Origin of the sequence: Rarobacter incanus (assembly GCF_006715765.1) — a bacterium.
Taxonomy (GTDB): domain Bacteria; phylum Actinomycetota; class Actinomycetes; order Actinomycetales; family Cellulomonadaceae; genus Rarobacter; species Rarobacter incanus.
This window is the reverse complement of the sequence record NZ_VFNV01000001.1, coordinates 889374-909425: the sequence shown is the minus strand read 5'-3', so window position 1 is coordinate 909425 and position 20052 is coordinate 889374. Positions and strand designations below refer to the sequence as shown.

Below are 20052 nucleotides of genomic sequence, written 5' to 3'. Positions count from 1 at the left end.
TTACGCTGAAATTTGCTCTCTGACCTGCCGCTTGGTGCGGCTAAGAATGCCTGCCATGCCGCGAAGCCGAAGCGGTGAAATGGCGCGATCGAGTCCGAGCCAGCTGGGGTAGTCGTCCGGGATCGCCAGGACCTGGTGCGGCGATAGTCCGGCGATGCCCTGGACAAGGATCGACGCGAACCCGCGCGTCGTGGGCGCCTCCAGCGGGGCCGTCGCATAGAGATGGACGGTGTTATCGTCTGCAACCTCCGCGAAAGCGCGGACGGGGGACTGGCATTCTTCCACGCGCTCCAACAGGCCGGGCGCGAACTTGAAGCGGTCCGGCAATTCGGGCAACTCGCGCGAGAATTCGAGCAGCAATTGGGGCCGGTCTCGTTCCGGGAGCGCTAGAAAGTCCTCCCGGATTTCGGCGAGGACGGGTGGCAACTCGGCGGCCGTCGCAGGTGGGGTCATGGGTACAGTCTTTCAGATATCCCGAGTTTGGTACACGGGTGGACCGGCGAGCGCGGCGATGGGACAGTCAGGGACGAAAAGGGTGGTCCCGGCCGACGACCGCCGGGACCACCCGATGCAGGGCCCTCGCGGTGCGCTAAACGAGCGCCCCGGCCTCTTCGCCCTTGACGATGGGGACGCGGACGGCGTTGCCCCATTCGGTCCATGAACCGTCGTAGTTCTTGACGTTGTCGAGACCCAGCAGGAAGTGCAACGCGAACCAGGTGTGGCTGGAACGCTCCCCGATGCGGCAGTAGGTGACGATCGCATCGTCGTTGGTCAGCCCCAGGCCCCCGGCCTGGTAGATCGCCTCGAGTTCGGCGCGCGGCTTGTATGTCCCGTCCTCGGCTACGGCGGTCGCCCAGGGGACGTTGCGCGCGGTGGGGATGTGGCCGCCGCGCAGAACACCCTCTTCGGGGTAGTCGGGGATGTGCAGGCGCTCTCCGGTGTATTCCGGGAAGGATCGGATGTCGACCAGGGGGCCGGATCCGATGTGCTTTTGCACGTCATCCTTGAATATCCGGAACGTAACGTCGTCGCGCGTGGCGACCGGGTAGGTGCCCGGGGTCGGGGCCGGGACATCCGTCGTGAGTTCACGACCCTCCGCTATCCACTTGCCGCGGCCCCCGTCGAGGAGCCGCACGTCCTCGTGGCCATAGATGGTGAAGACCCAGGCGGCGTAGGCAGCCCACCAATTGTTCTTGTCCCCATACAGGACAATGGTGGTGTCTTTCGAGATGCCTTTCGAACTCAACAACTCGGCGAATTGGTCGCCGTCGATGTACTCGCGGATTTCCGGATCGTTGAGGTCGGTGTGCCAGTCGATCTTGACTGCGCCCGGAATGTGCCCTGTTTCGTAAAGCAGAACGTCCTCGTCGGATTCGACGACGACAATGCCCTCGTCACCCAGGTGCTGGGCCAGCCATTGGGTCGTAACGAGGCGTTCAGGGTGCGCGTATTCCTGGATTCTGGCGTCGGAATCGATTGGTGCGGTCATGGTATCCCCTCCAAGGTGTGCGGAACGTTGTGAAGTGTTCGCCACTCACCCTACGGCCCCGCACTCGCGGTGTCGCGCATGTGGGACGTTTGTCTTACTTTCTGGGACGAGCGCCCTCAATCCGGTGCAATCGTAGGATTTAGAGCCCGTGTCGCCGGTTGCCAGGTGTCCACCATGTGAGATTTGCGGTTGTGGCCCCCGGACCGCTGCCCGCGGCCGCCGCCGAGAGCCGGCGGTCGTCCGCTCAGGCCACATTCCTCACAAACCGACCGTCGCCTGCGCGCGCGTCACACCCCAGGCCGTTGTGTAGGGAAAGGCGCCCCCGTTGGGGGCGTAGGCAAATTGGTCGAACGCAAGTACAACGATGCGGTAGGTTCCCGCGGCCACGGCATCGCGGTCGATGTCCCACACCAAGGCCTGACCGGACTGCGGATTCGCCGAACCGCCCGCAATTTCGACAGCAGTTCCATCTGCCTGACTGACGAGCCAGAGTCTGACGCTGGCCGCGCGGTGCACCGCCTGGTTCACACGCGCCGTCACGGTAACGCCGGATTCAGTCGGCGCTACGGCGTCAATAACCGGCTGGGGCGATTGGCCGCTCACGCGAATGCTCCGCGAGGAAGCCGATGTGCGCCCGTAGGTGTCCGTTGCCACGATCCGCACGGTATACACGCCATCGGGCATATTGGTCAGCGGTATTGCGCCGTTGAGGCTCAGCGACCGGGTCCCGACGCCCCCGGTGCGTCCGTAGTAGCCCGATTGGTCTGACCACGGCACATCCAGGTAGGCGTCCAAGGAAGCGATCGATGCGCCCGAGATCGGAAGAATCTTCGCGCTCGCGGTGATCGGCAGCGTGGCGGCGACCACGGCGTTGTCCGCGGGGGAAGCCACGGTGAGTTGCGGTGCGACGGGCGCAGGGGTCACGCGGGTCGGCGCCGACTTCGCGGACCATCCCTTTTCGTTATATGCCTGCACCCGGACGTCGTAGCTGGTCCCGTTTCGCAGCCCGTCGAGGTACCCCGTGCGAGACGTGCTGGCGGTGGCGGTGATTGTCCGCGTGATGGTGTTGCCGCCCGCCGTGGGCCTTACCGTCACGAGCCACCGCTGGATCGGGGCGCCGCCGTCGGCACCCTTTGTCACCGTGATGGCGGCCGATTGATCGCCCGCAACGACCCTCGGTGCGGGTTGTACGGCGGGCTTGGTGGCGCGGGGCGCTCGTCGTTGGATCTGTATCGTCGCCGAGTCGGCATTCATTTTGCGCAGCGTGAGACGCACGCCGTCGGGTGACGTCCAGGAAGCTCCGAGCGGCAGCGAAACCGCTTGGTAGTCGTTCTGCGGCTGCATATCCATGGCGACCGATCCGGTCCCGCGGGTCTTGTATTTGACTGTCACCACGACGCCGGTCAGGTCCTTTGTGAGGACGGTGTCGAGCTTGGCCCGGGTGCGATACTCGATCCAGTACGTGCCCTTCTTGCCGCTCACCTTGATGGCCCGCTTGCCCGAAGTGGCGGCGCGGGGAACTATGGTCACCGTGGCGTTTCGCTTCCTTACGGTCACGATTCTCTTCGCGCTGGTCCAGCGCGTCGCGCGGGCGATCACGCCCTGCATCATGCCCGTCGACGCGCCGGCCCCCATCAGGTCGCCCAGGTCGCCGTATTCGAGTATCTTGCATCCCTTGCCGCGGGACGTGATCGTGCGGTTTTTGGAACAACTCAAGTAGTTTGCGTGGCCCGCGCCGAATGTGTGCCCCAACTCGTGGGTCAGTATCAGCGCGTGCGTGTCGCCATTGAGCCACACGGTCTTGCCGCCTATTTCCGCGAGCCCCGCCCAATAGCACCGCGCGGACGTGGGCATGTAGATGACGACGCGGTCGTATTTCGATGCCCTGTACTTGCCCGATTTCCTTGCGGCGGCTCGCTTCGCCTGCGTCGCCAGCTCCGAGAAGTCCGTGCAAGACCCTCCCCTGACCCTCACCCAAGGCGTCTGGGTGGCCTTGAGTCCCCACTTCCCGTTGGTCTGGGCGCGCAACGCCTTGTCCGTGTTCTTTGCGAGCTTGCGAATCAGGGAGGCCCCGACCGCGTTCTTCTTCTTCGAATAGACCCGGATGATCAGCGTGCGTAACTTCTTCTTTGCCTTCTTTGGAGTGAGCTTCGCCACGATCCGTTCGGCTTGACCATACGTCGAAGCCGCAACAACGGGTTGGTAGCCGCTTGCCTCCAGGTTGCTAGCCTCCCCGGCCGGTGTGGCTAGCGAGGCGAGGGACGAGGGCGCCTGCGGCGCGGCAGCGCTCACCCTCGCCGCGGCACCCGAATCGGGTGATGCTGGGGTCGGCAGATCCAGTAGCTCGGTTGCAGAACTATCGATGGGGGCCGCCATCAAACCAGATTGACCGGTGTTGCCGGCGAGGGTCAGATCGGTCGCATTCGCGCGGGTCGCACCGGGCGACAGCGCCCCGGCAATGATGACTGCGGATGCCGTGAGGCCCGCCAGCATATGGCGCACGTGTCATTCCCCTTTTTGTCCGGTCGTGAACCGGCGGTACGCAGATGGTCTGCCGCATTGCACGCCGGCGACGCCGAGCGGGCTTGACTTGGCATCGTTTCGCCAGTCTAGCGAGGTGCCAGCGGCCCTGCCGAGGGGTGTGGATAACGCGATGTGAGAATCCGGTGTCGCGTGTCCGATGGCGACCCGCCGGGAATGTGGGACAAATAGTCCGCGTTGCGAAGTCGGCCGGCGCCAGTATCGTGGTTGGGGGATAGGCCTTATATCATCGTGACCCTGGTCACGCCCTGTATGAGATCTATGTATCTGTTAGGTATCAAGTCGATAACGATAGCTCCGCAGTTTCGTGGATCGGGTGCAGGCGGCCATTGGCATCGGTACATTCGGATTTATCCGCCGTTGGTCGGTTGGGGTCCGATGTGCGGGGAATCTTCCCGCAACTTTTCCTAGCCACCGAAAAAATTCCAAGGAGGAACGTAAGGTGAGAAGAAAAACAGCACTAGGCGCGGTTGCGCTTGTTGCCGCGGGCGCGATGGCATTGGCCGGGTGCTCCGGCGGCGGCAAGAAGGCAGAAACGACCGGTGCGGCAACCGGCACCGCGGCGACGAGCCTCGATTCGATTTCCATCGCCTGGGAAGCGCCACTGAACTCCCTGAACCTCACGTCGAACACCGGCAATGCGACCCAGAACGCGGTCATCGCATCTTTGCTCGATGGCTCTTTCGTTTGGTACGACTCGAACCTCGAACTGCAGCGCGACGAGTCGTTCGGAACCTTCGAGAAGGTGTCCGACGACCCGCTGCAGGTCAAGTACACGTTCGGGGCGGACACAAACTGGTCTGACGGTGTCCCCGTGGACGCCACGGATCTGTTGCTCGAATGGGCGGCGACGTCAACCCACTACAACACGATCAACATTGACGAGGCCCTGGATGACGAGGGGAACCTCAAGGCCGGCGATTCCGACGTCGCGTTCAACTCCGCTGTGCCATCGTCGCAGTTGATCAAGGACTTCCCCGAAATCAGCGAGGACGGCAAGTCGATCACCTTCACGTACTCCAAGAAGTACGCCGACTGGCAATACTCGTTCGATGGCAGGACGCTGCCCGCGCACGTAGTTGCGAAGCGCGCTTTGGGCATTGACGACGCGACCGAGGCCAACAAGGCACTGATCAAGGCGTTCAAAGACAACGACAAGGCCGCGCTGGCGAAGGTCTCCAAGGTCTGGAACAACGACTTCAACTTCACTCAGTTGCCGACCGACCCCGAACTGTACGTATCGCAGGGCGCCTACGTTCTCAAGGACTACGTCAAGGATCAGTACCTGACGCTGGAAGCGAACCCCAACTACAAGGGCGACCACAAGGCCTCGGTGCCCAACGTGACCGTTCGCTACATCACGGACCCGATGGCGCAGGTCACGGCGCTGCAAAACGGTGAGGTCGACTTGATCGGCCCGCAGGCATCCGCCGACGTCCGCTCCGCCCTCGAGAAGCTGGGCGACAAGGTCAAGACGAACTTCGGCACCGAAGGCACCTACGAGCACATCGACCTGGTCTTCAAGAAGGGCAGCCCGTTCTCGGCAGCAACCTACGGTGGCGACGATGCAAAGGCCCTGAAGGTGCGCCAGGCGTTCCTGCAGATGATCCCGCGTCAGTCGATCGTGGACAACCTGATCAAGTCGTCGAACCCGGATGCGACAGTGCGCAACTCGTTCATCCTGATGCCCGGATCGCCCGACTACGACAAGATGGTTGCCGACAACGGTTCGTCCACCTACCCGGACGCCGGTGACATCGAGAAGGCAAAGGCGTTGCTGGCGGACGCGGGCGTCGAAACCCCCGTGAAGGTTCGGTTCGCGTTCAACGCGGACAACGCGCGCCGCGTCTCCGAATTCGCTTTGATCCAGGATGCGGCCAAGCAGGCGGGCTTCGACCTGGTCGACGCTTCGGCCCCAACTACCGATTGGGGACCTATGCTTGCCACGAAACAGGGCGAGTACGACGCATCGCTGTTCGGCTGGCAGTCGACCTCGACCGCCGTGACCGAATCGGATGCCAACTACCGCACCGGCGGAGTGAACAACTACAGCCTGTACTCGAACAAGAAGGTCGATGCCCTGTTCGATCAATTGCAAGTCGAAATTGACCCTGCCAAGCAGTTCGACATCCAATTGCAGGTAGAGAAACAATTGTGGGCTGACGCCTTCGGTACGGTTCTGTTCCAGTTCCCCGCCATTCAGGCGTGGAACCCCGCGATCGACGGCATCGAAGCAAGCACCATCTCGCCGACCATTTTCAACCAGTACTGGAACTGGAAGGCCGCCGCCTAGTCCGCTAGGTCGAGCGCAGAAAAACACAGCATGAAATAGCAGGTGTCCCCGGTGGGAGCAATCGCGCCCACCGGGGACACCTGTTTGAGTGCAATACGTCCGGAGCAAGGATGTCCCGGGCGAGTCCGGCAGTCAGCGTATGATTGCCACTTAGACATGGTGTTTAGTCTCACCGGGGAAATGTGCCGATGCTTAGATTTATTGCCCGCCGCCTCTTTGCCGGGCTAGCGACACTATTTGTGTCGACGTTCTTGATGTATTTGCTTGTCAGCGTCTCGATACGTCCATTGGACGACCTGATCGAATCGAGCGCGCCGAATAAGCAGCAGCTCATCGCGCAGCGGACCGAACTGCTGGACCTGAACACGCCCGTAATCGTGCGGTTCTTCAAGTGGTTGGCGAGTTTTGTCCAAGGTGACTTCGGAACAGCGTGGCGCACGGGTCAGCACGTGAACTCGCAGCTCGGAACCGCGATGGTGTCTACCATCCAGCTGGTCCTTGCGGCGTCGGTCCTGGCGATCATCCTCGGTGTCGGCGTCGGCATCATCTCGGCATTGCGGCAATACAGCACATTCGACTACATCATCACGTTCACGTCCTTTCTGCTTTACTCCCTGCCGGCGTTCTGGGTGGCCGTCCTGCTCAAGCAGTGGGGAGCGATCGGCTTCAACGACTTCCTCAAGGACCCCTATCTGTCGGCGCTTGGGATCGCCGGCATGGCCGTCATCTTCGGGGTGCTTTGGATGCTGGCGGTCGGCGGCGATGCGCGCAGGCGCCTGATCAATTTTGCGGGCGCCGCCGGCATCACCGCTGCCCTCTACACCTACTTGCAGGTCAGTAACTGGTGGTTGGAGCCGAACATCAACCCGATCCTGCTCGCCGTCCTCGGGGCGGGCGCGGCGGTCGGATTCACGCTGCTGTCTACGGGGCTTCGGAACCGCCGCGCGTTGGGCGCGGCGGGCACCACGGTCGTCATCGGAGTCATTGCCTACTTCCCGCTGCAGTACGTCTTTTACAACGAGTCGTTCAACTGGTGGTGGCTCCTGGGGTTGGCTGCCCTGGCCGCCGGCATCGGCATCTTGATCGGCCGGTTGTGGGGAGGGCCCGATTGGCGCCAGTCTTCGCGTGCCGCCGCCCTGACCGCGATCACGATGGGTGGCCTGACCTTCGTCGACCAGGCCATGCTGTATTGGGGCGACTACCTAAAGATGTCGCAAATACGGGGTAGGCCAATCGCGACAGTCGGTGACCGGACCCCCAACCTCGGCGGCGACTTCTGGATCTCCACCCTCGATACGTATACGCACCTGTTGCTTCCGACGGTCGCGCTGATGCTGATCAGCTTCGCCGCATACACCCGCTACTCGCGAGCCAGCATGCTCGAAGTGATGAACCAGGACTACATTCGCACCGCACGCGCCAAGGGACTCACCGAGCGGACGGTCGTCATGCGACACGCCTTCCGTAACTCGCTAATTCCGCTCGCGACCATCGTCCCCATGGACCTTGTGGCGGTGTTCGGTGGAGCGATTATTACCGAGCAGGTATTCGGCCGACCCGGCATGGGTCAGCTATTCGTTAAATCGTTGAGCATGGCAGAAATCGATCCCGTGATGGCCTATTTGGTGGTGACAGCCGCCCTCGCGGTGCTCGCAAATATCGTCGCCGATCTCATCTACGCTGCCCTTGACCCAAGGATTCGGGTGAACTCATGACATTGACACCGCAAGAGCCCGTCGACCCGCAGGTCACCGAGCAAGAACTGGCCGAATTGGCCGAATCTCAAAACGTCGACATCGCGCTGAAAGAAGTTGAGGGCCTGTCGCAGGGCCAGATCGTGGTACGGCGATTCTTCCGCCACAAGGGCGCCGTCGCCGCCCTCATCATTTTCTTCCTGATCGTTCTGCTGGCGTTCACCTCGGTGGGAATCGGATCGTGGACCGGATGGTGGAAGCACACCCCGCTCGAAACCGGTAGCGTCGCGGAGACGGGGGGCAACCCGACGCTGCGCCTACCTACGTGGTTAGGCGGCGAGGGATTCGTGTGGGGTGATTATCCGTTCGGTCGCGACGAATCCGGGCGCGACGTATTTGCCCGCGTCATGCGCGGTACCCAAACCTCACTCATCGTCATGTTCGTGGTGGGAATCGTCTCTTCGCTCATCGGTGTCGTCGTCGGCGCACTGGCCGGTTTTTACAGGGGAAAGCTCGACGCGATCTTGATGCGGATGACGGATTTGGTCATCACCATCCCGGTCATCGTTTTGGGAGCGGTGCTGGGTGCCCTCGCCTCGAACAAATCGAGCGCCCTGATGCTGGCCGTCTTTCTCGGTCTGGTGTCCTGGACGACCCTCGCCAGGCTTGTGCGCGGCGACTTCCTCACCCTGCGCGAGCGCGAATTCGTCGACGCCGCGCGCGTGGCCGGGGCAAGCGACCTGCGGATCATGTTCAAGCACATGCTCCCCAACTCCGTGGGCGTCATCATCGTCAACCAGACTCTCCTGATGAGTTCGGCGATTCTGCTCGAAACCTCGCTGAGCTTCATCGGTTTGGGAATCAAGTACCCGAACATCTCGCTCGGCCAGCTCATCAACCAATACCAGGAGGCCTTCGCCACGCGCCCGTGGTTGTTCTGGTGGCCCGGCCTCTTCATTGTCCTGATTGCACTGTGCATCAACTTCATCGGCGATGGTTTGCGCGACGCCTTCGACCCGCGTCAGCGTCGCATACCCTCCGCCCGCAAGATGGAGAAGGCGGCTCGCAAGCAAAGCGCTACCCCCGCTGCGATCGTTGCAGCGACCGCCGCCGAAAGCGGAAATCGATGAGGGGCTACAGCTGCAAAGAGACAGCGGCGACAGCCAACGCGCTGGCGACTATGAGGATCGAACGCACGTTCCACGATCGCGTGAGCGGCGCGGATGATGGTTCCGCAATCGCGATGCGTTCATTGACCTCGCTGGCGGCCTCGTCGGCGATTGATTCGCGCATCCGCGCACCGCGCGGCAGCGCCCACGCCTCGAACACCTCATCGGCATCGGTCACGACCTCGAACGAGTACCTGACCCGGGCCAACCGGATGCGGGAAAGGGGAATCCGCACCGTTCGCACGACACCGATCAACGTGACGCGGTGCTCGTCGATAATCACGGCGGGGTCAAAAAACAACACCCACACGATCGCGGCTGGTAGCACCAGGGAAATGCTGTCGAGCGCCCCCGGAAGTGCGGCGAGTGCGAGAGTGATAGGCGTCAGGGTCGCCACCGCGGCGCAGACTACGGCGATGACCCTCGAAAATCGGGTGCGGTATATCAGTGGCACCCACATAGTCTTTCAGATAATGCCAGGAAGTCCTGAAGGGAATCACGATGCCTGACACGCGTGCCAATGACGAGCGCCCCGCGCAAACCGCGCAGGGCGGGGTAGCTGAGCCGGTTTTGCAGGTTCGCGGACTGTCGGTGGACTTCTTCGTGGACGGGCAGTGGTATCCGGCCGCGGTCGACGTCTCCTACGATGTCAGGCCCGGTGAGGTGCTGGCGATCGTCGGTGAATCCGGATCGGGCAAGACGCAGTCCTCCATGTCGCTGGTCGGGTTGCTGCCGCCGAACGGGCGCACGACCGGGAGCGCCAAACTGGACGGTCGCGAGCTCATCGGAATGCCAGCGCGCAAGATGAGGCAGATCCGCGGCAAGGAGATCGCGGTCATTTTCCAGGAGCCGATGACCGCCCTGAACCCGGTCTACACGATCGGCTTCCAAATTGAGGAGACGCTGCGCACCCACTTCGACATCGGCCCGCACGAGGCGCGCGCGCGTGCGCTCGAACTGCTGCGCCTGGTCGAAATCCCGGAACCGGAGGTGCGGATCAATTCCTATCCGCACCAGCTCTCCGGCGGGCAGCGCCAACGCGCGATGATCGCTCAGGCATTGGCGTGCGACCCGCGACTACTGATCGCGGATGAGCCCACCACGGCGCTCGACGTAACCGTGCAAGCCGAAATCCTGTCGCTGATGCGGGATCTGCGGACGCGAATCAACTCCGGAATCGTGCTGATCACCCACGATATGGGCGTCGTCGCGGATATGGCCGACTACATCATGGTGATGAAAGACGGGCGCGTCGTCGAACGGGGAACGAGCGACCAAATCTTCCACGATCCGCAACATCCCTACACCAAGCGGCTGCTCGCTGCCGTGCCGCACCTCGGTGCGCACGCGGGTGCCGCCGAGGAGGCGCCGGCAGGCGGCAGCGAGGGCGAAACGGACAAGTACGGGCGCGTGACGGCGCGGGTCTTCGACGGCAGCGCCCAAACGCCGCCGGTGTTCGAACGGCCCGTGGTCCTCAGCGCCCGTGGAATGGAAATCACCTACCCGAAGCAGGGCAGGCGTGCGCCGTTCAAGGCCGTCATCAACGCGGACCTCGACATTGTGCAGGGCGAGGTAGTCGGCCTTGTGGGCGAGTCGGGGTCGGGAAAAACGACGATCGGGCGCGCGGTCGTGGGGCTGCTGCCCGTGAGCGCCGGGTCGCTCGAAATCGATGGCGTGAACATGGTCGGTGCCAGCCGCCGCCAATTGCAGCCCCTGCGCAGCCGGGTCGGAATCGTGTTCCAGGACCCCGGGTCCTCGCTCAACCCGCGGTTGCCGATCGGCGAGTCGATAGGCGAGCCGCTGTACCTGCACCGCGGGCTCAAGGGGACGCCGCTGAACAAGCGTGTCGAGGAGTTGCTGGATCAAGTCGAACTGCCGCGGCACATGCGCAACAGGTACCCGCATGAGCTGTCCGGCGGACAGCGCCAGCGCGTTGGGATAGCGCGCGCGCTATCGCTCGAACCGCAACTGCTCGTGGCCGACGAGCCTACCTCCGCGCTCGACGTTTCGGTGCAGGCAAAGGTGCTGGATCTATTCCAGGGCCTGCAGCGGGAACACGGCTTTGCCTGCCTGTTCGTTTCGCACGACCTTGCCGTCGTCGAGATGCTCTCTGATCGCATCGCCGTCATGCACCACGGCAAGATCGTCGAGGTCGGAACCTCGCGACAGGTCGTTGAGCGGCCCCGCGATCCGTACACGCAGGAACTGTTGGCAGCGGTACCGGTCCCGAACCCCGAGCAGCAGCGGATTCGGCGCGAGGCCCGCATGGAGCTGCTGGCGGCGAAGGCGCGCTGAACACGGCGCGCCGCGGGGGCGCGCCGAGCGCCGCAGCCGCGCGCCCGCGCCCCCGTGCCCCCGCGCGGGGATGCGCGCGGCCGGATACGGACCTTCGGCGCCCGCATTGCGCCGGTGCGGGTGGTGCGGTCAGCGACATAGACGGGTAATTCCGTACTCCTGGTAAGATTGGTAGGTTGCGACTGATGTGGGTCGCCCCGCTCGTGGCATAACGGCGGCCCCACGGGGCGTCGCGGCGAGCGGTCGCCCGCACCGCCCTCCGTACTAGACCCCACAGTGAATCGAGAATCGCCCATGCCGCTGCGCTCCAATTTGCGCAATGTTGCCATCGTTGCCCACGTAGACCACGGCAAGACGACGCTCGTCGATGCCATGCTCAAGCAGTCGGGTGCATTCGGCTCGCATCAGCACGTCGATGACCGTGTCATGGATTCGGGTGATCTGGAACGCGAAAAGGGCATCACGATCCTGGCCAAGAACACGGCCGTGCACTACACCGGACCCTCGGCGGGCAAAGTCGGGGAGCCCGACGGCATCACGATCAACGTGATCGACACCCCCGGCCACGCCGATTTCGGCGGAGAGGTTGAGCGCGGGTTGTCGATGGTCGACGGCGTCGTCCTACTCGTCGACGCGTCCGAGGGGCCGCTGCCGCAGACGCGATTCGTGCTGCGCAAGGCGCTCGCCGCGAAGCTCCCCGTCATCCTCGTCGTCAACAAGGTTGACCGCGCCGACTCGCGCATCGAAGAGGTCGTCTCGGAGACAACCGATCTTTTGCTCGGCCTGGCATCCGACTTGGCCGATGAGGTTCCCGACATCGACCTCGACAGCGTTTTGGACGTTCCCGTCGTGTACGCGGCGGCCAAGGCCGGGCGCGCGAGCCTGGAACGTCCGGCCGACGCGAGCCTGCCGGACAACGAGAACTTGGAACCGCTGTTCGCCACGATCCTGGAGAAGATTCCCGCGCCCCACTACGACGAGGACGCTCCGTTGCAGGCGCACGTCACAAACCTCGACGCTTCCCCGTTCCTGGGCCGCCTGGCGCTGCTGCGCGTCTTCAACGGGACACTGCGCAAGGGCCAAAATGTTGCGTGGGCGCGCCACGACGGGACAATCTCCAACGTCAAGGTCACCGAACTGCTCGAAACGAAGGCGCTTGAACGAGTGCCGATGGAGCAGGCGGGCCCGGGCGACATTGTTGCGGTTGCGGGTATCGCCGACATCACGATCGGGGAGACCCTGACCGACCCCGAGGATCCGCGCCCGCTGCCGCTGATTACCGTGGACGATCCCGCGATCTCCATGACGATCGGTATCAACACTTCGCCGCTCGCGGGTAAGGGCGGCAAGGGGCACAAGGTGACGGCCCGGCAGGTCAAGGACCGCCTGGATTCCGAACTCATCGGTAACGTTTCGTTGCGCGTTCTGCCGACCGACCGCCCCGATGCCTGGGAGGTGCAGGGGCGCGGAGAGTTGGCGCTCGCCATCCTGGTCGAGACTATGCGTCGTGAGGGGTTTGAACTCACCGTCGGCAAGCCGCAGGTGGTCACCAAGACCATCGACGGCAAGATAAACGAGCCGATGGAGCGCATGACCATCGACGTTCCCGAGGAGTATTTGGGCTCAGTTACCCAACTCATGGCCCAGCGCAAGGGGCGCATGGAAACCATGACTAACCACGGCACCGGTTGGGTCCGCATGGAATTCCTGGTGCCCGCGCGCGGTCTGATCGGCTTCCGCTCACGCTTCCTGACCGACACTCGCGGCACGGGTATCGCCTCGTCCATCGCGGAAGGCTACGAACCGTGGGCCGGCCCCATCGAGACGCGAACCACCGGTTCGCTCGTCGCGGACCGCGCCGGGGTGGTGACCCCGTATGCGATGATCAACCTCCAGGAGCGCGGCTCCTTCTTCGTCGACCCCACGCAGGAGGTTTACGAGGGCATGATAGTTGGCGAAAATTCCCGCAACGAGGACATGGACGTCAACATCACCAAGGAAAAGAAGCTGACGAACATGCGGTCCTCGACCGCCGACAACTTCGAATCCCTTGTTCCCCCGCGTCACCTGACGCTCGAGGAATCTTTGGAATTCGCACGCGAGGACGAGTGCGTCGAGGTTACCCCCCAGGTCGTGAGAATCCGCAAGGTCATCCTCGATTCCTCCGAGCGCGCCAAGGCCACTGCGAGGGCCAGGCGTTCCTAGATGCTCGACCCGCAGCGCGACCGCACTGAGTTTGGTCGCGGCACGCTCGTGGCCGTTCACGCCCACCCCGACGATGAAACCCTTTCAACGGGCGGGGTGCTCGCGGCGTGGGCCGAGGCGGGCGGGCGTGCCGTGGTGGTCACTGCAACGCGCGGGGAACGCGGGGAGACTATAGGCGACGATCTGGCCGATCTGGAGGGATCGCGCGACCTGGTGCCGCTGCGACTCGCCGAGCTATCGCGCGCGCTGGGGGCCCTGGGTGTGAGCGGCCACTGGTTCCTCGACGAATCGCCGGCGGCCGGCGAGCGTTGGACGGATTCGGGCATGGAGTGGTCCGATGCGCAGCCGGGCCGCGCGCGCGAACTTGTGGACCCGCCTCCAGGGTCGCTGGTGGCGGGAGATCTGGGCGCGCAGGTGCGGGCCCTGGCGGCGATCTTGGACATCGAGCGTCCATCGGTTGTGGTCACCTATGGCCCGGACGGCGGATACGGGCACCCTGATCACGTTCGCGTGCACGGCATCGTCGAAGCGTGGAATGGCTCCGAGCAAGGACGAGGCCCGCGTCTGCCGCAAAGCCCGCGCCCCGAGATTTGGCAGCGCGCGGAGGCGGGAGGCGATGGTGGGGACGGTGACGCGTTGGTGCGAGAACTCGGTGCCGCGTGGCAGCGAACCCCGGTCGCCGAAAAGACGCGGGGCGGTCACCGCGAGCTGCTGCGCGGTGTCCAGGTCCCGCCGCCCGGCGGCCCGGCGGCGCGGGGCCACCGGCGCAACGTCCCCGTTGCCCCGGTGCTGGCAAGGGTGCTGGAGGCGCTTCGTGCGCATCGATCACAGGTGCAATGCGTCGCCCGGGTGCCCGCGCCCTCGCGCGCGGTGATTGCGACCTACGCGCTGAGCGATGGATTGCTGCGTGCCGTGCCCGCAAGCGAGTCGTTTGTCGTCATGCCGTGCGATCACACAGATGGAAAGGTTAGCGTGGCACCGTGACGGGTAGCGAAACACACGAATCTAGCGGGGCATCACCCCGGGTGCGCGCGGTTCCGGCCGCCGCGGTTGGCCTTCTGGGTGGCGCGGCCTTGGGCGTGGTGGTTGCCACCTTGGGGACGCTGGTCCATCGCCAATGGTTCCCCTATCTGCTTGTCGCTGCGCTGCTCGCGACCCTGCTGGGGGCGACCTGGATGGTGACCTGGCGGCGAGGCGCGGCGCTGGTCGGCTACGCCGTGGGCTGGTCTGTGGCCGCGCTCGTGCTTGCGGGAACCGGCCCGGGCGGTGACGTGTTGGTCGCCGGAACCGATCTCGGGGCCGCACCCGTCGCGGCCGGAGTGATCTGGATGAACGGCGGCTCGATATGCGCCTTCCTGCCTGGGGTTTTGCTGCTGAAACGCTTCGATCGGTGGACCCGTGCGCGGTCAGCGGCGCGCCCCGCAATTGAATCTGATCCGGTTCCCTATCCTGGGGACGACGAAGTTCGTGCGGAATCACAAAACGATCTCGAAAAAGAGGACGCAAAGAAGTGACGAGCAACATTCCAACGGATTCACCCGACCCGCTCGATGGATTCGCTCCCGAGCGTTCGCGTCGGTCCAAGCGGGTAAAGGGTGCGGTCATCGCCACGACGGTGGTGCTGGTTCTAGGGGCAGCCTACGTCGGAGCGCAATTTGCATTGTCCGATCGCGTGCCCGCGGGCACTAAAGTCAGCGGTGTCGAGATCGGCGGGCAGACCCTTGCGCAGGCCAGGGCCAGCCTGACGAGCGCGCTTACCGACGATGCGGCCACACCCGTCATCGTGACAGCGGGCAAGAAGCAGGCCACGCTCGACCCGGCCACCGCGGGCCTGCGCATCGATGTCGATGCGACGACCGCCAACCTGGCAGGTTTCTCGTTGAACCCAGCGCGGTTGATCGCGCACATCTTCGGGTCCAAGGAAATGAACGTTGACACGAAGATCGACGGCAGCGCCCTGTACTCGGCGCTGGAGGCTCTCGAGCCCACCCTGACCACCGAGGCAACCAACGGCGCGATCACCGTCGTCGATGGAAAGCCCGTGGCAACCGATGCGCAATCCGGAACCGCCGTCGACCTAACCAAGGCGCAACAGAGCGTGGCCGACTCCTGGATGCGCACCAAGGACGCGATCTCGCTGCCGACCAAGGAGGTCGCGCCGGCGATTACGCAGCAGACCGTGGATGCGGCAATGCAGAGCGCGAACACGATTGTGTCCGGAGCCGTGTGGGTCGACGCCGCCGGGCAAAAGGTGGAAATACCGCAGGACGTTGTCGCCGGGGCGCTGTCGTACACCGCCGATGGTAGCGAACTGAAGCCCGCGCTCGATGCGACCGCGATCAAGAAAGCGATCGTTTCGCGCACCAAGGACCTGGAAAAGAAGGCAAAGAACGCGTCATTCACCTTCAACAAGAAGAACAAACCAAAGATCAAGGCCGGCACGACGGGAAAATCCCTCGACGGCGCAACTGCGGCCCAGGCGGTGCTGGCGGCAGCTCTCACAGATGACCGCAGCGGAACGGTGGAACTGACGCAGACCGATCCCGAGGTCACGGCGGACGATCTTGCGGAACTCGGTATCAAGGAAGTGGTCGCGGAGTTCTCGACCCCGCTGACCTCCGAGCCAATTCGCACCAAGAACATAGCCAACGCCGGCAAACGGTTGACCGGGACGCTAGTCAAGCCCGGCGAGACCTTCTCCCTGGAAAAAGCCGTCGGACCAGTCACTGCCGCGGGCGGATACGTGGAGGCGGGTGTTGTCGTCAACGGATTCCACTCGCAGGGGATGGGTGGCGGCCTATCGCAGGTGGCGACCACTACCTACAACGTTGGCTTCTTTGCGGGGATGGTCGATGTGGAGCACCGGCCGCACACCGAGTGGTTCTCGCGATATCCGATGGGCCGTGAAGCAACGATCTACACCGGCACGCTCGATATGAAGTGGCGAAATGAGTCGCCGTACGGAGTGCTCTTGCGAGGCTGGATCGCCAACGGGCGCTTCTACGTCCAGGCATGGAGCACCAAGTATTACAAGGTTGAAACCACGACATCGCCGAAGCGGAACATCGTTGCGCCGCGGCGGGTTTACACCCAGGCCGCGGGCTGTGTCGCATCCAACGCAGGTAATTCGGGATTCACCGTGACGGTATCTCGCAAGGTGACCGAAATAGCATCCAAAAAGACTGTCATAGACGAATCGAAGACATGGACTTACAAGGCAACCAACGCGATTGTTTGCGGCAAGGAGCCGACCAAGTCCGCGAGCAAGGACGACTGAGGTCATGCTAGGAAGAACGTCGAGGGAATCCGCGTCAACCGCCTGGCGGGCAGCAGTCGAGGGCGGCTGGCTCGTCGACGAAACGGGCCTTCTGGACCTGGGGAGCACGACAGCCACGTTGCAGACGGTCGGATCCATTGCGCACTTGGCCGCCGTGGTCCACATCGGCAACCCCTCGCGCCCGGACCCGAATTTGGAACACGCGCTCTTGTCGAGCCCCGCCGGGGTGCGAATCGTCGCGGCGCGGTCCGTGCCCTCCTCCTGGGCGTGGGTGGGGCAATCGGCGGCGGCGTCGGGGCATACGGTTGTCGACGAAGCCGGCATGCGCGATTGCCGGCATACGTTGCGCGCCATGGGCGTGCACCCCCACCTGGTGCCCACCGCGATGCCGGTCGACGACCGAATCGCGCTGGCCGGGGTCGACGGTTTGTTGGTTGTGGAGCGCGATAACGTCCCGGCCGGATACGTCGACATACCAGGCTCGGATCAGCTCGGTGGTCGCCCCCAGTGGTACGGGCTCGTCCGTCGCGACGGCGAGGTACGCGTGACCGAGCCGTCGCGAATTTGGCTGGCATTCGGCCCGACCGCCGACCACCGCGGATCGCTTCACTCGGTGCTGGGTTCCGTGGCGGATGTCGGGCTGAATCTGGTGCATCTGCGCTCGCATCCGACGCATGACGGCCCGCACGTGTTCTTCTGTGCCTTCGACGTGAGCGCCGCAGCGGAACTCGACGCATTGGTCGGAGCCTTCCGCGCGATGGAGGTGTCGCATCGCGTGATCGCCGTTCTTCCGCGCGTGGTCGCGACGCCCGACCCGTCCGCATTGGAACCGGTGTGGCTGCCGTAGCCGCAAGCGGGCCGAACGCCACCGCGTACCTGGGCCCGGAGGGTTCATTCACCTACGCCGCCGCGCGCCACTGGGCTTCGCCGCGCGACCTTATCGCCGCCGACAGCGTACCGGTGATCGTAGCGGGAATCGAAGACGGACGGTGGTCCGCCGGGGTGATCGCCATCGAGAACAGCGTCGAGGGTTACGTGACGCCGTCGCTCGATTCGCTGATCGGTGCGGGCAACGCGGTGGCGGTCGATCAACTGGACCTGCCAATCGAGTTCGATGCCTTTGTGCGCTCCGGCGCGGATGGGGTCAGCCGCGTCACCGCGCATCCCCACGGCCTGGCGCAATGCAAGAACTTCATCCGCGACCACCATCTGACCCCGGTTCCGGCTTCATCCAACGCGGCGGCCTGCCGCGACCTCGACGATGAGGCGGTCGCCCTGGGACCGCGCATCTGCGGCGAACTGTACGGGCTGACGACCGTGGCGACGTCGGTGCAGGACTTCGCGGGGGCGCGGACGCGGTTCCTGTTGGTGACCCGCCGGGATGCGGCCCGCGAGCGCTTGGGGACGCGCGGGGCCGGGGCGGGCGCCGAACCCGCCCTCGGGTGGTCGACGATGCTCGCAATCACTCCGGTGGTCACGGGTCCCGGGGTACTAGCGCGGATCGCCGGCGCCTTCGGCGCGCGCGGGGTCAATATGTCGAGCCTGATCACTCGCCCGCTCAAGGCGCTCTCCGGCAAGTATGTTTTCATCGTGACCTGCGACGGCAAGCCCGGCGATCCACCGGTTGCCTCCCTCATCGCGCAACTGCTGGACGCGGGTGATTCGGTGAAGACTCTCGGCGTCTTCCCATCGGTAGAGGACCTGCAAGCGCAAGTATCCAGCGACCGCATTCCTCCCGGGTCGGTTGTTGCCGCGAGCACCGCGGCGGAGCGCACCAGGGGGCTGCTGTGGTGAACCCGCCACGCGGTGTGGTTATCCTTGGCCTCGGGCTCATAGGTGGGTCATTGGCTAAGACCCTCGTGCGCGCGCACTGGCGAGTGCGCGGGTGGGATCCCGATCCCGATGTGCGAAGCGCAGCGCGCGAGTGCGGAATCGAGATCGCGGAATCGGTCGACAGCGCGTGCGGCGAGCCCGGCGCTCTGATCGTCGTGGCGGCGCCGTTGCGCGAGATGGGCGAGCTATTCGCGCAGATTGCTGCGTGCACCGACGATACGACCACGGTGTGCGACGTCGGCAGCGTCAAGGCGCCCGTGCGGGGGTTGGCCCGGCAGGCGGGACTCGGCGCTCGCTACGTGGGGGCGCATCCCATGGCGGGCACCGAACGCAGCGGATTCGCGGCCACGTCGCCGCAGTTGCTGCGCGGCGTCGTGTGGGCGATCACGATCGATGACGACACGGCGAGCGGGAGCTTTAGGCGGGTGGTGGAACTCGTCACCGATGGCACGAATTCCCGGGCGTTGGTGCTGGACGACGCGGTCCACGATGCGGCCGTGGCGAAGATCTCTCACGTGCCGCACGCGCTCGCCGCGGGTTTGCTGACGCTGGCAACCGGCGGAAGCGACCCCAGTGTGGCGCGCGCGTTGGCGGCCGGGAGTTTCCGGGACGGGACCCGCGTCGCGCGGGGGGACTGGCGCCGATCGCAGGCGATGGTGGAGGCCAACGGCGAGGCGGTTGCGATCTGCCTGTTAGAGGTCGCTGCCAGGCTGCAGCGCCTCGCCGCCGACTTGGCGGATGGGCGGGATACGGCGTGGTTCTTCCACGCGCCGCCCGGCGAGCAAGCGCGCCCGGGCGGGCCCGGCGCACGGAGCATCGCCGCCGGGCCCGCCTGGGCGCGGGAACTGCGGGCGGCGGGCAGGACGGGCGAGGCCGTCGTCGGGATCGACGCGGACGGATACGTCCTGGAACCGCTTGCGAAAGAAGCGGGGGGCGCTCGTCCTTAATTCATCGAGCGTTTGCGGGCGGGCGGTGGCGGCGGAATGATCTTTGCGGTCTCGATCAGCCGGCGCGGAACGGTACGCAGGCCCGACCGCGTTTCGACGGTGACGCTGAGCGGGCCGTCGGCGCGGACGTACCCCAGCAGGTCCGTGAACTTATGCCGCGGATCGTCGATCATGATCCGCACCATGACCCGCACCCCGACGGGCCACGGTTCGCTGGGGTGCAGAATTCGACCGGGAACGTCCGAATTTCGGACCGCATCAGGATTCGTCACAATTGGATACTAGGCTAGAGGGGTTACCCAATCAGAA

The 20052-nt window shown here is 64.5% G+C and carries 16 protein-coding genes; 11 read left to right on the top strand and 5 right to left on the bottom strand.

Features of this window, described 5'->3' with window-relative positions:
- The 3 genes from FB389_RS03875 to FB389_RS03865 all read right to left on the bottom strand — a co-directional run bounded on the left by FB389_RS03875 (position 1) and on the right by FB389_RS03865 (position 3982).
- Positions 1 to 453 carry a SufE family protein gene (locus FB389_RS03875; RefSeq protein WP_142111458.1) on the bottom strand — a complete coding sequence of 151 codons (453 nt, stop codon included), beginning with the start codon at positions 451 to 453 and terminating at the stop codon, positions 1 to 3.
- A 136-nt stretch (positions 454 to 589) separates the two neighbouring features.
- Positions 590 to 1489 (bottom strand): sulfurtransferase, encoded by a 900-nt coding sequence (locus FB389_RS03870; protein ID WP_142111457.1) that lies wholly within the window; start codon positions 1487 to 1489, stop codon positions 590 to 592.
- Positions 1490 to 1747: 258 nt separating this feature from the next.
- The gene (locus tag FB389_RS03865; RefSeq protein ID WP_246043657.1) at positions 1748 to 3982 is read right to left on the bottom strand and encodes a fibronectin type III domain-containing protein; all 2235 of its coding nucleotides are present in this window, start codon (positions 3980 to 3982) and stop codon (positions 1748 to 1750) included.
- A gap of 490 nt (positions 3983 to 4472) precedes the next feature.
- On the opposite strand from FB389_RS03865, the gene FB389_RS03860 reads away from it, so the two are divergent.
- From FB389_RS03860 to FB389_RS03850, 3 genes are all read left to right on the top strand, one after another.
- Complete coding sequence (locus FB389_RS03860) at positions 4473 to 6323, top strand: ABC transporter family substrate-binding protein (protein ID WP_246043506.1); 1851 nt, start codon at positions 4473 to 4475, stop codon at positions 6321 to 6323.
- 188 nt (positions 6324 to 6511) lie between these two features.
- Positions 6512 to 8038, top strand: coding sequence for an ABC transporter permease (locus FB389_RS03855; RefSeq protein WP_142111455.1), 1527 nt, complete (start codon positions 6512 to 6514; stop codon positions 8036 to 8038).
- Positions 8035 to 9147, top strand: coding sequence for an ABC transporter permease (locus FB389_RS03850; RefSeq protein ID WP_142111454.1), 1113 nt, complete (start codon positions 8035 to 8037; stop codon positions 9145 to 9147). The genes FB389_RS03855 and FB389_RS03850 overlap by 4 nt, the downstream gene beginning before the upstream one ends.
- Positions 9148 to 9151: 4 nt before the next feature.
- On the opposite strand, the gene FB389_RS03845 is transcribed toward FB389_RS03850, so the two are convergent.
- Positions 9152 to 9583 carry a hypothetical protein gene (locus FB389_RS03845; protein WP_142111453.1) on the bottom strand — a complete coding sequence of 144 codons (432 nt, stop codon included), beginning with the start codon at positions 9581 to 9583 and terminating at the stop codon, positions 9152 to 9154.
- A 104-nt stretch (positions 9584 to 9687) separates the two neighbouring features.
- Between FB389_RS03845 and FB389_RS03840 the strand changes: the two genes are divergently transcribed.
- The 8 genes from FB389_RS03840 to FB389_RS03805 all read left to right on the top strand — a co-directional run bounded on the left by FB389_RS03840 (position 9688) and on the right by FB389_RS03805 (position 19743).
- Entirely contained in the window at positions 9688 to 11481 is a 1794-nt protein-coding gene (locus FB389_RS03840; RefSeq protein WP_142111452.1) for an ABC transporter ATP-binding protein, read from the top strand.
- A 294-nt stretch (positions 11482 to 11775) separates the two neighbouring features.
- Complete coding sequence (gene typA, locus FB389_RS03835) at positions 11776 to 13686, top strand: translational GTPase TypA (protein WP_142111451.1); 1911 nt, start codon at positions 11776 to 11778, stop codon at positions 13684 to 13686.
- A complete protein-coding gene (locus tag FB389_RS03830; protein WP_142111450.1) occupies positions 13687 to 14670 on the top strand; it encodes a PIG-L family deacetylase in 984 nt (327 codons plus the stop codon).
- Positions 14667 to 15200, top strand: a complete 534-nt coding sequence (locus FB389_RS03825; protein ID WP_142111449.1) for a DUF6113 family protein — start codon at positions 14667 to 14669, stop codon at positions 15198 to 15200. The genes FB389_RS03830 and FB389_RS03825 overlap by 4 nt, the downstream gene beginning before the upstream one ends.
- On the top strand, positions 15197 to 16963 hold the full coding sequence (locus FB389_RS03820; protein WP_142111448.1) for a VanW family protein: 1767 nt from the start codon (positions 15197 to 15199) through the stop codon (positions 16961 to 16963). Before FB389_RS03825 ends, FB389_RS03820 begins: the two co-directional genes overlap by 4 nt.
- 4 nt (positions 16964 to 16967) lie before the next feature.
- Entirely contained in the window at positions 16968 to 17810 is an 843-nt protein-coding gene (locus FB389_RS03815) for an ACT domain-containing protein (RefSeq protein ID WP_142111447.1), read from the top strand.
- Positions 17798 to 18757, top strand: coding sequence for a prephenate dehydratase (locus tag FB389_RS03810; RefSeq protein ID WP_142111446.1), 960 nt, complete (start codon positions 17798 to 17800; stop codon positions 18755 to 18757). The genes FB389_RS03815 and FB389_RS03810 overlap by 13 nt, the downstream gene beginning before the upstream one ends.
- Positions 18751 to 19743, top strand: coding sequence for a prephenate dehydrogenase (locus FB389_RS03805; RefSeq protein ID WP_342776013.1), 993 nt, complete (start codon positions 18751 to 18753; stop codon positions 19741 to 19743). The genes FB389_RS03810 and FB389_RS03805 overlap by 7 nt, the downstream gene beginning before the upstream one ends.
- Here FB389_RS03805 and FB389_RS03800 read toward each other — a convergent pair.
- Entirely contained in the window at positions 19740 to 20015 is a 276-nt protein-coding gene (locus FB389_RS03800) for a hypothetical protein (protein WP_211344944.1), read from the bottom strand. The two genes, FB389_RS03805 and FB389_RS03800, sit on opposite strands and share 4 nt — an antisense overlap.
- Positions 20016 to 20052 lie beyond the last annotated feature (37 nt).